The sequence below is a fragment of the Stenotrophomonas sp. YJH_SMC_133 genome (assembly GCF_059370655.1).
This window is the reverse complement of the sequence record NZ_JCAFTW010000003.1, coordinates 13,956-28,969: the sequence shown is the minus strand read 5'-3', so window position 1 is coordinate 28,969 and position 15,014 is coordinate 13,956. Positions and strand designations below refer to the sequence as shown.

12 protein-coding genes are annotated in these 15,014 nt (G+C 66.5%); 4 read left to right on the top strand and 8 right to left on the bottom strand.

The window, feature by feature from the left end; genetic code table 11:
- Positions 1-61 precede the first annotated feature (61 nt).
- Complete coding sequence (locus AC5P78_RS04555) at positions 62-2,029, top strand: alpha/beta hydrolase family protein (protein WP_414498310.1); 1,968 nt, start codon at positions 62-64, stop codon at positions 2,027-2,029.
- A 54-nt stretch (positions 2,030-2,083) separates the two neighbouring features.
- Here AC5P78_RS04555 and AC5P78_RS04550 read toward each other — a convergent pair whose 3' ends face one another.
- The 3 genes from AC5P78_RS04550 to AC5P78_RS04540 all read right to left on the bottom strand — a co-directional run bounded on the left by AC5P78_RS04550 (position 2,084) and on the right by AC5P78_RS04540 (position 5,700).
- Positions 2,084-3,838 carry a peptide MFS transporter gene (locus AC5P78_RS04550; RefSeq protein ID WP_033833344.1) on the bottom strand — a complete coding sequence of 585 codons (1,755 nt, stop codon included), beginning with the start codon at positions 3,836-3,838 and terminating at the stop codon, positions 2,084-2,086.
- A gap of 79 nt (positions 3,839-3,917) precedes the next feature.
- On the bottom strand, positions 3,918-5,066 hold the full coding sequence (locus AC5P78_RS04545) for an acetyltransferase domain-containing protein (protein ID WP_111174207.1): 1,149 nt from the start codon (positions 5,064-5,066) through the stop codon (positions 3,918-3,920).
- A 91-nt stretch (positions 5,067-5,157) separates the two neighbouring features.
- Complete coding sequence (locus AC5P78_RS04540) at positions 5,158-5,700, bottom strand: hypothetical protein (RefSeq protein ID WP_224481830.1); 543 nt, start codon at positions 5,698-5,700, stop codon at positions 5,158-5,160.
- A 277-nt stretch (positions 5,701-5,977) separates the two neighbouring features.
- On the opposite strand from AC5P78_RS04540, the gene AC5P78_RS04535 reads away from it, so the two are divergent.
- The 3 genes from AC5P78_RS04535 (at position 5,978) to AC5P78_RS04525 (ending at position 11,618) form a co-directional block, all read left to right on the top strand.
- Entirely contained in the window at positions 5,978-7,942 is a 1,965-nt protein-coding gene (locus tag AC5P78_RS04535; RefSeq protein WP_005408528.1) for an OPT family oligopeptide transporter, read from the top strand.
- Positions 7,943-8,168: 226 nt separating this feature from the next.
- Positions 8,169-10,247, top strand: a complete 2,079-nt coding sequence (locus AC5P78_RS04530) for a S9 family peptidase (protein ID WP_495217153.1) — start codon at positions 8,169-8,171, stop codon at positions 10,245-10,247.
- 141 nt (positions 10,248-10,388) lie between these two features.
- On the top strand, positions 10,389-11,618 hold the full coding sequence (locus tag AC5P78_RS04525; RefSeq protein ID WP_012479439.1) for a DUF819 family protein: 1,230 nt from the start codon (positions 10,389-10,391) through the stop codon (positions 11,616-11,618).
- Between the two features lie 365 nt (positions 11,619-11,983).
- On the opposite strand, the gene AC5P78_RS04520 is transcribed toward AC5P78_RS04525, so the two are convergent.
- From AC5P78_RS04520 to AC5P78_RS04500, 5 genes are read right to left on the bottom strand one after another with little or no spacing between them, the layout of a single operon-like run.
- The gene (locus AC5P78_RS04520) at positions 11,984-12,463 is read right to left on the bottom strand and encodes a hypothetical protein (protein WP_044569652.1); all 480 of its coding nucleotides are present in this window, start codon (positions 12,461-12,463) and stop codon (positions 11,984-11,986) included.
- Positions 12,464-12,509: 46 nt separating this feature from the next.
- Positions 12,510-12,770, bottom strand: a complete 261-nt coding sequence (gene minE / locus AC5P78_RS04515) for a cell division topological specificity factor MinE (protein ID WP_005408532.1) — start codon at positions 12,768-12,770, stop codon at positions 12,510-12,512.
- Between the two features lie 2 nt (positions 12,771-12,772).
- Positions 12,773-13,582: a septum site-determining protein MinD gene (gene minD / locus AC5P78_RS04510; RefSeq protein WP_005408533.1), complete on the bottom strand. Its 810-nt coding sequence runs from the start codon at positions 13,580-13,582 to the stop codon at positions 12,773-12,775.
- Between the two features lie 37 nt (positions 13,583-13,619).
- Positions 13,620-14,465: a septum site-determining protein MinC gene (minC, locus tag AC5P78_RS04505; RefSeq protein ID WP_043034132.1), complete on the bottom strand. Its 846-nt coding sequence runs from the start codon at positions 14,463-14,465 to the stop codon at positions 13,620-13,622.
- The gene (locus AC5P78_RS04500) at positions 14,411-15,007 is read right to left on the bottom strand and encodes a GNAT family N-acetyltransferase (protein WP_005408535.1); all 597 of its coding nucleotides are present in this window, start codon (positions 15,005-15,007) and stop codon (positions 14,411-14,413) included. Before AC5P78_RS04500 ends, minC begins: the two co-directional genes overlap by 55 nt.
- Between the last annotated feature and the right edge of the window lie 7 nt (positions 15,008-15,014).

Sequence of the window (15,014 nt, the reverse complement as noted above, 5' to 3'; positions counted from 1 at the left end):
GGCACTGGCCTGCCTAGAATCGGCCAGCCGGGACAAGGGGTCCAGGCAGGGGGAGAGAAGGATGCACAAGCGCTGGCTGGCCGCCATCATCGTGGCGGGACTTTGGTGTGGAACCGCTGCTGCGATCGATCTGGGCGCCTATGTGCGAGCGGACAAGTTCGGCGATGTCATGCTGTCTCCCGGGGGCGATTATCTGGCCGCGACCGTGCCTGCGGACGGCTTCACCGCTGTGATCATCCTTCGTACGGACGACAACACGCCGGTGGGCAACCTGCGCCCACCACTCAATTCGCATGTCTTCGGCCTGCACTGGGTCAACAACGATCAGGTGATGTTCGGTCTGGCGCAGAAGTTCGGTACCCGCGACGCGCCGTGGGCCACCGGCGAGCTGCTGACACTGGATGCACGCACCGGACGACCGGAACTACTGGTGGGCTACCGCGACCTTGGCCTGCGCGTGCGGCCCAAGTACCGGACGTCGGCCGCGGCGTTCCTCATTGACGCCCTGCCTGGCGATGATGCGCACGTGGTCATCGCAGTAGGCGGATCGCGGCTCGATGCCAACGGTTATGCGGCCCAGCTGGAACTGGCAAGCGGCAAGCAGCGGCTGCTGGCCCGCGCGCCGATGCCGGGTGCCTCCTATGTGGTGGATGCCCGCGGCGACGTACGTTTCGTACAGGGCGCCGGTACTGACAACATCCATCGGCTCTACCACCGCAACGGTGGCGACTGGGCGCTGGTCAACGATGAGAAACGGAGTGGTCGCAGCGAGGCGGCGCTGGGCTTTTCCGTCGACGGCCAGCTGGCCTACCTGCTCAGCGAGCAGCCCAGCGGCCCCGATGCCATCGTCAGCTGGAACCCGGCCACGCAGGAGCGCAGGGTCGTGCTGCGCGATGAGGTTGTCGATCCGGCACGACTGATCCGCAGCCCGGGCAGCACCGTGCCGGTCGGCGCGCTGTTCCTGGGAAACACGCCGCATACCCGGTTCTTCGACGAAAGCTCGGACGAGGCACGGTTGTACCGCAGCCTGGAGGCGGCCTTCCCCGGGCGTGCAGTATTCATCACCTCCAGTACCCGCGACGGTCGCCGGCTGCTGGTGGAAACCGGGTCCGGTTCCAATCCGGGCGAGTTCTACCTCTACGACCGCGACCGCAACCAGGCGCGCTTCCTGATGGCGCGCAGCGAATGGATTGATCCGGAGACCACTGCGTCGGTGCGGCCGGTCCTGCTGAAGGCGCGTGACGGGCTGGAGCTCCATGGATTCCTGACAGTCCCGCATGGCAGTACTGGCCGTGACCTGCCGATGGTGGTGGTGCCGCATGGTGGGCCGATCGGGATATTCGACAACGGCAGTTTCGACCACGAGAACCAGTTGCTGGCCGCTGCCGGCTACGCCGTGCTGCAGATCAATTTCCGCGGCTCGGGCAACTACGGCCGTGCGCACAGCCGGGCAGCACTGAAACAGTGGGGGCGCGCGATGCAGGACGACGTGACCGACGCGACGCGCTGGGCGATCAGCGAAGGCATCGCCGATGCCCGGCGCATCTGCATCTACGGTGCCAGCTACGGCGCCTACTCGGCGATGATGGGCGCCGCGCGCGAACCGGGGCTGTACCAGTGCGCGGCCGGCTATGTGGGCGTCTACGACCTGCCGCTGATGTTTACTGGCGGCGATATCCAGGACCGCGATTCCGGAATGAGCTACCTGCGCGAGTGGCTGGGTGATCCGGCCACGCTGGGTGCGGTCTCGCCGGTCAACCTGGCCGAGCGGATCAAGGTGCCGGTGTTCCTGGCGGCCGGTGGTCAGGACAAGCGCGCCCCGATCCAGCACACCGAGCGCATGGAAGCGGCGCTCAAGCGTGCCGGTACGCCGGTGGAAAGCCTGTACTACAAGACCGAAGGGCACGGCTTCTATACCCAGGCCCATCGCAGCGAGTACTACGGCAAGCTGCTGGCGTTCCTGTCGCGCAGCCTGGATGGCAAGACCGCCACGACTGCGGCTGCGGACGGCAAGGGCAGGGCGCCGTAACGCAACGGCGGCGGATGATCCAACCGCCGCCCCGGTTCCTGCCTGTGCGTGGGCTTACTTCACCCCGTGCATCATCTTCTTCAACAGTGGCGCGGCAATGAAAGCGGCCAGCGCACAGCCCAGGCCGATCCACATCAGCAGCCAGAACAGGTGCGCATAGGCACCGGCGGCGGCCACCATGTCCAGCGATTCGCCTTCCGGCACCTCGATCGCGGCCAGCTTGCCGAACAGCGCGGCCAGCGTCTCCGAGAAGGCGGTGGCCAGGAACCAGGTGCCCATCATCAGGCTCATCACCCGCGGCACGGCCAACTGGGTCACCGCCGACAGGCCGACCGGCGACAGGCACATCTCGCCACTGGCCAGCAGGAAGTAGGCCAGCACCAGCCACCACACGCTGGCCATCTCGCCGGTAGCGCCCACCTGCTGCGCGGCCAGGGCCAGCGGCACGAACGACAGTGCGCCGATCACCAGGCCCCAGGCTGATTTGACCGGCTTGCCCGGTTCCCAGCCGCGGCGGTCCATCCACGTCCACAGTGCGGCGAAGGCCGGTGCCAGCAGCACCAGGAACAGGCCGCCGAGGTAGGTCAGCGAGCCGGCGGTCTGCGGAATCACCAGGCAGTCGCGCACCAGCAGCACCAGCATCAGCACGACGATGGCGGCGAAGAACGTGCGCGGCGCAGCCGAACCCGGACGACGCTCGGACAACCGCGCGCTGACCACGAAGCCCAGCGGTGCCAGCAGCAGTGAGAGGATCGACCACGGCAGCGGCGTACCGCCGGTGATCACCAGCGAGGGCACGATGTCCTTGGTCAGCAGCCGGTCGGTGAAGGTCACCCACGAGCCGTAGGACTGCTCGTACATGGTGAAGAACACCAGCGCCATGAAGATCAGCACCATCAGCGCGATCATCTGCTGGCGCTGTACCGGCGTGCACTTGCTGCCGGTGAACCAGGCGAACCAGACCAGCACGCCGCCCAGCACCACCACCATCAACATCAGTGCCAGGCTGATTTCACCGCCCAGCGCGAACGCGCCGTTGCCGGCCGCCCACATCAGCCACGCCACCGGCAACACACCGAGCACCGCGCACAGATAGATGAGCCATTCGCGCGGCAGGCCCAGCACCTTCTGCTTCAACGCCGCCGGCTGCGGCGGCTCGGCGTGGCCCTGCAGGTACTTCTGGCCCCACAGGAACATTGCCAGGCCGGCCAGCATGCCGATGCCGGCCGCACCGAAACCGTACTTCCAGCCGTAGGCCTCGCCGAGGAAGCCGCACACCAGCGATGAGAACAGCGCGCCCAGGTTGATGCCGGCGTAGAACAGCGAGAAACCCGAATCGCGGCGCGGATCGTCCTTGGCGTACAGCTTGCCGACAATGGTGGAGATGTTCGGCTTGAGGAAGCCGACGCCCATGATGATCAGCGCCAGCGACAGGTAGGTCACCGCCAGTGCCGAGGTGTCGCGCACCACTTCGCCGTTCACCCGGTACGCAGCGTGGCCTTCGAAGGCCATGCCGAGGTGGCCGAGTACCAGCAGGATGCCGCCGAACAGCACGGCCCGGCGCATGCCCAGCCAGCGGTCGGCCAGCATGCCGCCGAATACAGGGATGCAGTACACCAGGCCACCGTAGGCGCCGAGCAGGTCCAGGCCGGCCTTGTCGCCGAACAGGTGGTACTTGGTCAGGTACAGCAGCAACAGCGCCTTCATGCCGTAGAAGGAGAAGCGCTCCCACATTTCGGTGAAGAAGCAGACATAGACGCCTTTGGGGTGGCCCAGGAAGTCGTCGGAAGCGATAGCGGTGGAATTCATCGCGGAATTATAGGCCTGTGGCCCGATCCGCTTTCAGTAGATCCACGCCATGCGTGGATTGCCGGACTGGCCTGGGCGATCACAGGTACCGCAACCACGCCAGGTCACGCCTTCGCGCCTTGAACCGCGCGAATGCCCGGGTCGGCGGGTACAGCACCACCGCCAGCGCACAGGCCACCAGCAGCAGGCCGCTGACCGAATCCAGGGCATACAACTCGCCATGGGTCGGCCCCCAGGCCGCGAGCGCGCCCAGGTACAGCGCCTTCAGCACATACAGGTGCAGCAGGTAGAAGAACATCGGCGCGGCGCCGATATCGGCCAGCGGGCGCAGCGCACGCGCCAGTGGCGGCCATTCGTACAGGCGCAGCAGCAACAGCCCTACGCCCAGGGTCAACAGCAGGAACTGCAGCGACGGCGGGTACTTGGTGATGTTGAGCACGCTAATCCAGGTGCGCAACGCGCTGGTCTGGTACTGCCACGGTGCATCTCCATACTGGTTGGCGAACCGCAGCAGCGCGAACATGGCCAGCGCACCGACGCCTGGCCACAGCAGCCAGTGCTGGCGCTGCGTCGGGTCGCGCTCGCGGGCGAACCACGGTCCCAACAGATAACCCAGGGCGATCACCCCGATCCATGGCAGCACCGGATAGGAGGTGCGCAGGCGCAGCGCGCCGGCCTCGATCCAGTCGCGCTGGTGCAGCACTTTCCACAACAGCGCCAGCAGGCCATTGCCTTGCACCCGTAAGCCGTCGAACAGGTTGTGCCCGGCCACCACCGCGATTGCCAGCACCAGCAGGGCCGGGCGCGGCAGCCAAAGCAGCCCGGCCAGCGCGATCATGCTCAGCCCGATGGCCCAGATCACCTGCAGGTACAGGGTTTCTGGCGGCAGCTGGAAGGTCCAGGCGAAATTCACCAGGGTCAGTTCCAGCACGACCAGGAACAGCCCGCGCTTGAGCAGGAACGCGGCCGTGGCCCGGCGCGGATCCGCCTGGCGCTGGCCGTACAGCCAGGCCGACAGGCCGGTCAGCAGGACGAACACGGGTGCGCACAGGTGGGCCAGCAGACGGCAGGCGAACAGCGCGGGGGAGACCGTCGCCGCGTCCATCGGGTCGCTCACCTGGTGCTGCAGGAAGAAGGTCTCGCGCACGTGGTCGAGCAACATCAACAGCATCACGGTGCCGCGCAGCTGGTCGATGGAGGCCAGGCGGGTAGTGGGGGAAGGGGCCACGTACGAGGTTCGGTCGGCGTGACAGGATATAACATAACAATTACGTCTTTCCAGCGCGTGCTGGGCGGTTCCGACGAGCGCGCGCGTCGGCTCAGGGCAGGCAAACCGAGGGGCTCCAGCCCAGCGCCTCGTCGTAGTGGACCTGGATCGCTCGCAGGCTCCCGTCGGGGTTGGCCTTCAAGCAGAATCGGGCGCTGTGGTGTTGCGTGGCGCCGGTCCTGGTGGCCGACAGCGAAACGTCGTACAGGCGTCCGGGCTGCAGCGGCATCGCCGTCTGCCTTGAAATGGCGTTGGCTGGCACTTCTCCGTAGACCACGCAGGCTCCGGGTGGAAGTGGGATTGATGCGGGATGGGCAAAGTAGAACGACCATTGCCGCCGCAGCGGTGGAGTAATTGCGTCATGCACCTCCACACCAAACACCTCCGGAGTTTTACCGATACGCTTGCGCTCCTTCCTGGGTAGTCCGAAACAAGGTTTGCCGGCGTGGTCGGTGATCTCGACTGCGCCAATGCGGCTCCAGGCAGATGCGTAATCGCAAAGCGGCATCAGGCAGGTCAGGGTCACGACAGCCACGACCGGTAATTTGATCGGGCGGATCCGCAGTGGGTTGTTCATCGGGCGGCTCAGCGTCATCGGTTCAGATCATGAACACGATGCACGGGGCGTTGAGGCACTTCAAACGATGATGGCTGGAATGCTGCAGTACTGGTTGGCCGGGCCCCTGCAGGACAAAGAGACCGCGAGGCCCGGCAGCCCTCCGGCATGTGCCCCATGCGCTTGATGCGTTGGCCGAGTTTGGCCAGAAGCGACTATCTCACTGCCGACCTGGCCGCAACCCTCCCGAACCGCACTGGACTTGCTGCCTCCTGAACGCTAGCGTGCAAGGGATTTTTTGCCAGCAGGGGCTTCCATGAACCACGACGCTGCGCCCAAGCAGCTCACCTTCCGCGCAGTGGCCCTGGCCATCGTGCTGGCGGTGGTGCTGTCGGCCGCAAACGCCTACCTCGGTCTGTTCGCAGGCCTGACCATCGCCACCGCCATTCCCGCCGCGGTGATTTCCATGGGCGTGCTGCGCCTGCTGGGCGGTGGCTCCATCCTTGAAAACAACATCGTGCAGACCGGCGCTTCGGCCGGTTCGTCGATCGCCGCCGGTGTGATCTTCACCATCCCGGCGCTGGTGATCATGGGCTACTGGCCGGACTTCAAGTACTGGTGGGTGCTGGGCATCGCCGGCCTCGGCGGCCTGCTGGGCGTGTTGTTCTCGGTGCCGCTGCGTCGTTCGATGATCGTCGAAGACCCGCTTCCGTTCCCGGAAGGCAAGGCTGCGGCCGAAGTGCTCAAGGCCGGTGAGAATCCGGGCCCGGGCCTGAAGATCCTCGGCCTGTCGGCGGTGATCGGTGCCTTCGTCAAGCTGGCCGCGGAAAGCGGCATGCGCCTGATCCCGGACGCCTGGGCCACCTCGGCCTACGTCGGCAGCTCCAAGGTCACCGCCTTCATCGGTACCAACCTGTCGCCGGCACTGCTGGGCGTGGGCTACATCGTCGGCCTCAACGTCGGCATCGTGGTGGTGTCCGGTTCGATCCTGACCTGGCACATCGCCATTCCGATCTACCAGGCGTTCTTCATGAACACCGATCCGGCACTGGCCGCGTCGGTTGCCGCGGCTTCGTCCACCGAGGCGGCGTTCGCCATCTGGGGCGCGAAGATGCGCTACCTGGGTGTCGGCGCGATGCTGATCGGTGGCATCTGGACCCTGATCTCGCTGCGCAAGTCGCTGCTCAACGGCGTCAAGAGCGGCTTTGCCGCCGCCCGCAAGAGCGGTGGCCCGGTGCTGGCGCACACCGAGCGCGACCTGCCGATGAAGTGGATGCTGGTGGCCTTGGTGGTCTTCGTGCTGCCGCTGCTGGCCCTGTACCAGGCCATCGTCGGCCAGTGGCACGTGTCGATCCCGATGACCCTCATCATGATCGTCGCCGGCTTCCTGTTCGTTTCGGTCTCGGCCTACCTGGCCGGCCTGATCGGTTCGTCCAACAACCCGGTGTCGGGCATCACCATCTCCACCATCCTGTTCGCCTCGGCCGTGCTGGTCGTGCTGCTGGGCGCCGACGGCCTGAAGCCGGTCGGTGCCGGCGGCGCGCCGCTGGGCGCCGTGGCCGCCATCATGATCGGCGCGGTGGTGTGCTGCGCCGCTGCGGTTGGTGGTGACAACCTGCAGGACCTCAAGGCCGGCTACATCGTCGGCGCCACCCCGTGGAAGCAGCAGCTGATGCTGGGCATCGGTGCCTTCTCGTGTGCGCTGATCATGGCGCCGGTGCTGAACCTGCTGGCCACCGCCTACGGCATCGGCGTGAAGTCCGAGCTGCACCCGAACGCGCTGGCCGCGCCGCAGGCCAACCTGATGGCCTCGGTGGCCAAGGGCCTGTTCGGTGGTGAACTGCCGTGGACCTTCATCGGCATCGGTGCCGTGGTCGGTGCCGCCATCATCGCCTTCGACAGCTGGCTGAAGGCGCGCAACGCCCGCTTCCGCGTGCCGGTGCTGGCCGCCGCCATCGGCATCTACCTGCCGCTGGAGCTGATGGTGCCGATCTTCCTCGGCGGCCTGATCGCCCACCTGGTCGAGCGCTTCCACAAGGTGCGCGCCGATGACGAAGAAGGCCGCGACCGCGTGCACAAGCCGGGCGTGCTGTTCGCCGCCGGCCTGATCACCGGCGAAGCGCTGATGGGCATCGCCATCGCGATTCCGATCGTGGTCAGCAGCCGCGCCGACGTGCTGGCCGTGCCGTTCCACCTGCCGGGCGCGCAGTGGATCGGCCTGGCCGTGCTGTTCCTGGTCGGCTGGCTGATCTACCGCACCGGCAAGTACGCCAAGGCGTAAGGGGGCTCTGCCCCTGGGTTCAACGGGTAGTGCCGGCCGCTGGCCGGCAATCCCGGAATCCCGTGATACCCCTGGTTGCCGGCCAGCGGCCGGCACTACCGCAGACCCCGCTTCGGCGGGGTTTGCTGTTTCTGGCGATTGTCCGTCTGCAGCCATGACCGATGGCCTTGGCAGCCCCGGCCGCACGGGCCTACCATCGGGTTTTTGCCGTCCTGCGGAGACCCCGATGAAACTGCGTCATGCCCTGCTGCCACTGAGCCTGCTGGCCGCCCTGCCCAGCGTCGCCGCTGCCCGTGGCCTGGAAGTCCGCGACATGGTGGCCATGGACCGCGTCTCCGCGCCGGTGCTGACCGCTGACGGTGGCACCGTGGTGTTCGCCAAGCGCAGCGTCGATGCCAACCTGAAGGCCTCCACCGCGCTGTTCGCGCGCAACCTGCGCACCCGCGATGCAGCGCCGCCGAAGCAGATCACCCCGGCCGGCTGGAACGTCAATTCCGCTTCGCTGTCGGCCGATGGCCAGACCGTGTATTTCCTCAGTGCCAGGAACGGCAGCCAGCAGCTGTACGCGCAGCCGATCAGCGGCGGTGCTCCGCGCCAGCTGACCGATTTCCCGGTCGACGTGGACAGCTACCACGTGTCGCCGCAGGACGACCGCGTGCTGTTCAGCGCCGGCGTGTTCCAGGACTGTGCCTCGGACCTGGCCTGCACCGAGAAGAAACTGAAGGAAAAGAAGTACGCCAAGGCCAGCGGCCAGGTGTGGGATTCGCTGTTCGTGCGCCACTGGGACACCTGGAGCGACGGTCGCCGCAACACCCTGTTCGTCGCTCCGCTGCCGACGGCCAAGGCCGGTGCGGTCAAGGGCGCGTCGGCGCTGAGCGCGACCATCGATGGTGATGCGCCGTCCAAGCCGTTCGGCGGCAATGATGACTTCGCGTGGTCGCCGGACGGCGCCAGCGTGGTGGCCAGCATCCGCGTGGCCGGCAAGCAGGAGCCGTGGTCGACCAACTTCGACCTGTACCGCTTCGACGCCGCCGGCAAGCAGGCACCGGTCAACCTGACCGCCTCCAACCCGGCCTGGGATGCCGGCCCTGTGTTCAGTGCGGACGGCAAGACCCTGTTCTACCGTGCGATGAAGCGCCCGGGCTTCGAGGCCGACCGCTTCGGCCTGATGGCGATGGACCTGGCCAGCGGCAAGACCCGCGAAATTGCGCCGCAGTGGGATCGCTCGGCGGGCGGCATCACCCTGTCCGCCGATGGTGCCAGCATCTACACCACGGCCGATGACCTTGGCGAACACCCGCTGTTCCAGATCGACGTGGCCAGCGGCAAGGCCACCAAGCTGATCGGCGACGGCAGCGTGACCTCGGTGGATGTGGCCGGCAACAGCGTGGCGATCACCCGCAACAGCCTGAAGAGCAACGACCAGGTGCTGGTCGGCCTGCTGCCGGCTGCGGGCGAGGCCATCGGCGAACTGCGCGCGCTGACCCCGGCCGCTGGTGAGGTGCTGAAGGACGTCAGCTTCGGCGACTACGAGCAGTTCGAGTTCAAGGGCTGGAACAACGACACCGTGCATGGCTATGTGGTCAAGCCGCACAACTACCAGGAAGGCAAGTCCTACCCGGTCGCGTTCCTGATCCACGGTGGCCCGCAGGGCAGCTTCGGCAATGGCTGGAGCTACCGTTGGAATCCGCAGACCTACGCGGGCCAGGGCTACGCCGTGGTGATGATCGACTTCCACGGTTCCACAGGCTACGGACAGGCCTTCACCGATGCGATCAGCCAGCACTGGGGCGACCGCCCGCTGGAAGACCTGCAGAAGGGCTGGGACGCGGCGCTGAAGAAGTACTCCTTCCTCAACGGTGACAAGGCCTGTGCGCTGGGCGCCAGCTACGGCGGCTTCATGGTCAACTGGATCGCCGGCAACTGGAACAGCCCGTTCAAGTGCCTGGTCAACCACGACGGCGTGTTCGACCAGCGCATGATGGGCTACGCCACCGAAGAGCTGTGGTTCACCGAGTGGGAGCAGGGCGGCACGCCGTACCAGAAGGCCGCGAACTACGAGAAGTTCAACCCGGTCAACCACGTGGCGGACTGGAAGAAGCCGATCCTGGTCATCCACGGCCAGCAGGACTTCCGCATTCCGGTCGAGCAGGGCCTGGCCGCGTTCACCGCTGCCCAGCGTCAGGGCATCGAATCGAAGTTCATGTACTTCCCGGATGAAAACCACTGGGTGCTGAAGCCGAACAACAGCATCCTGTGGCATGACACCGTCAATGCCTGGCTGAAGCAGCACATCGGCAACTGATGACTGCAGCGCCGCCCTTCGGGGCGGCGCTTTTGTTTCGCCATCTGCTTTACCGGTGGGGGCCGACCGTTGGTCGGCACACCCTCATGATCCGCCGCCAACAGCAGCCGGCCAGCGGCCGGCTCTACCCAGAGCACCTGCATGATCCAGAACGACATCGTCGTCTTCGGTTTGATCGCCGCCACCCTTGGCGCCGTGTTCTGGACCGCCTCGCGCGAGCAGGGCCTGTGGAAGCGCTTCTACACGTTCGTGCCGGCGCTGCTGCTGTGCTACCTGATTCCCGGCATCTACAACACCGTCGGCCTGATCGATGGGCAGAACACCAAGCTCTACAACCCGATCGCACGCGACATCCTGCTGCCGGCAGCGCTGATCCTGCTGACCCTGGCGGTGGACATCAAGGGCATCCTGCGGCTGGGCCCGAAGCTGGTGCTGATGTACCTGGGCGCCTCGGCCAGCATCATGCTCGGTGCGGTGGTGGCGTTCCTGGCGATGCGCGCGCTGCATCCGGAAACCGTGGCCGGTGACACCTGGGCCGGCATGGCCGCATTGGCAGGCAGCTGGATCGGTGGCGGTGCCAACATGCTGGCAATGCGCGAAGTATTCGACGTCAATGCGACCACGTTCGGCCAGTTCGCGGTGGTCGATGTCGGTGTCGGCTACGTGTGGATGGCGGCACTGATCTTCCTGGCGGGGCGGGCAGCGAAGATCGACGCGCGCAGTGGCGCCGATACTTCGGCCATCGATGAACTGAAGGAGCGCATCGCGCGCTTCCAGGCCGAACACGAGCGCATTCCCAGCCTCACCGACCTGATGCTGATCGTGGCGGTGGCCTTCGGCGGCGTGGGCCTCTCGCACGCCATCGGCGCGCCGCTCGCAGCATGGTTCAAGGCCAACGTCAGCTGGGCCTCGCAGTTCAGCCTGGACGCGCCGTTCGTGTGGGTGGTGGTGCTGTCGACCACGCTGGGCCTGAGCCTGAGCTTCACCCGTGCGCGCACGCTGGAAGGCGCGGGCGCATCGCGCCTGGGCTCGCTGCTGCTGTACTTCCTGATCGCCTGCATCGGCATGCAGATGGATCTGGTGGCGCTGCTGGACCGCCCGTGGCTGTTCCTGCTCGGCCTGATCTGGATTGCCGTGCACATCGTGCTGCTGTGGTGCCTGGGCAAGCTGCTGAAGGTGCCGTTCTTCTATTTCGCCATCGGTTCGCAGTCGAACATCGGTGGACCGGCCTCGGCGCCGGTGGTGGCCGCGGCGTTCCATCCGGCACTGGCGCCGGTGGGCGTGCTGCTGGGCACGATGGGCTACGCCACCGGCACGTACCTGGCTTACATCGTCGGCATCACCCTGCGCGCGCTGGCAGGGCAGGGCTGATGGGGTAGTGCCGGCCGCTGGCCGGCAACCCGGTGATGCTTCACGGGTTCGTGAGGTTGCCGGCCAGCGGCCGGCACTACCGATGCGTTACGCCACCGGCAACCCGCGTTCGATCAACCACGCCTTCGCGTCTTCGGCGTCCTGCTCGAACCGCGCCGAGTGAAAAGAGGGGCGCCGCAAGGTCAGGCGCGTCGCCACGCGCCCGTGGCCAACCGCGCCCGCGGCTTTACGCAACCGGCAAGCCGCGTTCGACCAGCCACGCCTTCGCGTCTTCGGCGTCCTGCTCGAACCGCGCCGAGTGAAAAGAGGGGCGCCGCAAGGTCCGGCGCGTCGCCACGCGCCCGTGGCCAACCGCGCCCGCGGCCTTACGCCACCGGCAACCCGCGTTCGACCAACCACGCCTTCGCGTCTTCGGCGTCCTGCTCGAACCACGCCTGTGTCGACCCCAGCCGATACGTGTACCCCCAGGCATCCATGTCGGCCATCAACCGCGCACTGCCGACACCAGGCAAACGCCCAGCCAGCACGATCTGCAGGTAGCAGGTGGCATCTTCCTCGGCGACCGAATCGGTGGCGTCGGTGTGCACCTGCGCGCGCCGCTCCGGCGGCAATACGATCAGGTGGCAGGCTTCATGCAGCATCGAATGCACCGGGGTGTCATCGCGCACATAGACATTGCTGGCGATGATGCCCGCCTCGGGCTCGCCCCAGTAGCTGCCGGGAATCGGTTCGCCTGCGGCCACGTGGTGCAGGCGAAGGCCATGCGCGGCGAGCAGGCACTGCGCGTCGGCGAAGGCGATGTCGCCCACGCAGGTGATGTCCACGGCGGTTGTCGTATCGGTCATGCAGGTCACGCGGCCCCGCCCATGCAGGCACGGGCGGGGCGGGGCATCAGGGTTTGTCCGGGCCTTCAGGCAGCGCCACGGAGATGTCCAGCACATCGTGCTGGCCATCCTTCACCAGGTCGACCTTCACCGCATCGACGTCGATGTTCACGTACTTCTTGATCACTTCCAGCAGCTCGCGCTGCAGCAGCGGCAGGTAGTCCGGGCCACCGCGGTGGCTGCGTTCCTGCGCGATGATGATCTGCAGGCGGTTCTTTGCGGTTTCGGCGGTGGTCTTCTTCGCTTTGAGGAAATCGAACAGGCCCATGCTTACCCTCCGAACAGCTTGCTGAAGAAGCCCTTCTTCTCGACGCTGGTGAAGCGCATCGGGCGATCTTCGCCGAGGATGCGCGCGACGGCGTCGTCATACGCCTGGCCGGCAGCGGATTCGACATCCAGGATCACCGGTTCGCCCTTGTTGGAGGCATTGAGCACGTCGCCCGATTCGGGGATCACGCCGATGGCCTTCAGCCCCAGCACTTCCTCGACGTCGGCGATGCTGAGCATCTCGCCGGTTTCCACACGCAGCGGGGTGTAGCGGGTCAGCAGCAGGAAGGCAGGCACGTTCTGGCCGGATTCGGCCTTGTGGGTCTTCGAGTCCAGCAGGCCGATGATGCGGTCGGAGTCGCGCACCGAGGACACTTCCGGGTTCACCACCACCACGGCGCGGTCGGCGAAGTACATCGCCAGGAATGCTCCCTTCTCGATGCCGGCCGGCGAGTCGCAGATGATGTAATCGAAGCCATCGGCGGCCAGGTCCTTCAGGACCTTGCCCACGCCTTCCTGGGTCAGTGCGTCCTTGTCGCGGGTCTGCGAGGCGGCCAACACATACAGGTTGTCGAAGCGCTTGTCCTTGATCAGGGCCTGCTTGAGGGTGGCTTCGCCATGCACGACGTTGACGAAGTCGTACACCACGCGGCGTTCGCACCCCATGATCAGGTCGAGGTTGCGCAGGCCGACGTCGAAGTCGATCACCGCCACCTTCTTGCCGCGCCGCGCCAGGCCACAGGCCAGGCTCGCGCTGGAAGTGGTCTTGCCCACGCCGCCCTTGCCGGAGGTGACTACGATGATTTCAGCCAAAGGACTTCTCCTGGTTCTGCATTAGTTTGGGGCTGCGTCAGTCCAGCGCAGCGATCTTGATCTGGTCCTGTTCCAGCCACACCTGCACGGCCTTGCCGCGCAGGTTGTCCGGAACATCGTCCAGTACCTTGTAGTGGCCTGCAATGGCCACCAGTTCCGCATGGAAATCACGGCAGAAGATGCGTGCCGCGGTGTTGCCCTGGGCCCCTGCCAGCGCGCGGCCGCGCAGGGTGCCGTAGATATGGATGCTGCCATCGGCGATGACCTCGGCGCCGGCGCCGACGGTGGCCATCACGGTCAGGTCGCAGTTCTCCGCGTACAGCTGCTGGCCCGAACGCACGTTGCCCAGCTGCATGCGGCCCGGCTGCGGCGCGGCTGCATCTGCGATCTTGGCTACCGGTGCGGCCGGGGCTGGCTTCGGTTCGGCGCGCGCGGCGCGGCGCGGTTCCGGCGCGGGCGGCGGCGGAGCCGCTTCGGCCTCGGCACGTTCGTACTGGGCGCGGAACTTGGCCAGCAGCGGCAGGCCGAGCTGCTGCGAGAGCAGGTCGACCGCGCTGGTGCCATAGGCCAGCGCCACCGGCAGCACGCCAGCGCTGCGCAGGCCATCGACCAGCGCCTGTGCGGTGGCCACGTCCGGAACCTGGCTCAGGCCGCCGAAATCGAGGATCACCGCCGCGCGGCCGAACAGCTTCGGCGCACGGGTCACGCGCTCGCGCATTTCCTGCACGAGGCGTTCGACATCAAGGGTACGGATGCGAAGGTTGGCGATGCCCACCTGGCCGATCTTCAGTTCACCGGCCTGTTCGTAATCGAAATTCACCGCCACGCTCAGGTCCCCGTCGGCCGCTGTGCCTGCGCCGGCAGCTGCCGGGCGCGTGTCCATGCCACATCCGGCAGCTTGCCGCCGTAGGTCTCCTGGACCCACGGGTAGCTGCACAGTTCCTTGGCCAGCATGCTGGCACGCACATCGACCTGGGCCATGGTGTTCTGGCCCAGCTCGCGGAAGCCGAAGCTGCCGTGGAAGAGCAGGGCGGCATCGGCGCCGTGGTCGAGGAAGACTTCGCAGGTCATCTGCGGGTAGCGCAGCTCGGCAAAGCTCTGCGCGTCGGCATAGAACGCACGGCCGACGCCACCGCCGCGGCGGCGGCTGGCGACCACAATGCGGTCGATGTAGAAGAAGGGGGTGTCCAGCTGCTGCTTGAACCAGGCGAAGTTGCTGCTGTCGTGCTGGCTGTCGCTGCCGAAGCCGATCAGGAAGCCGGCCAGGTTGCCGTCGCGCTCGGCGACGCGGAAATACTCAGCGGTTTCATAGAACAGGCGCAGGCGGGCCGCATCCAGGGGAAGGATGGCCAGGCCAGCGTTGTTGTTCAAAGCCAGGACGGAATCGAGCTCGTGCTCGCGCACGTCGCGGATGACAATCGACATTGTGACT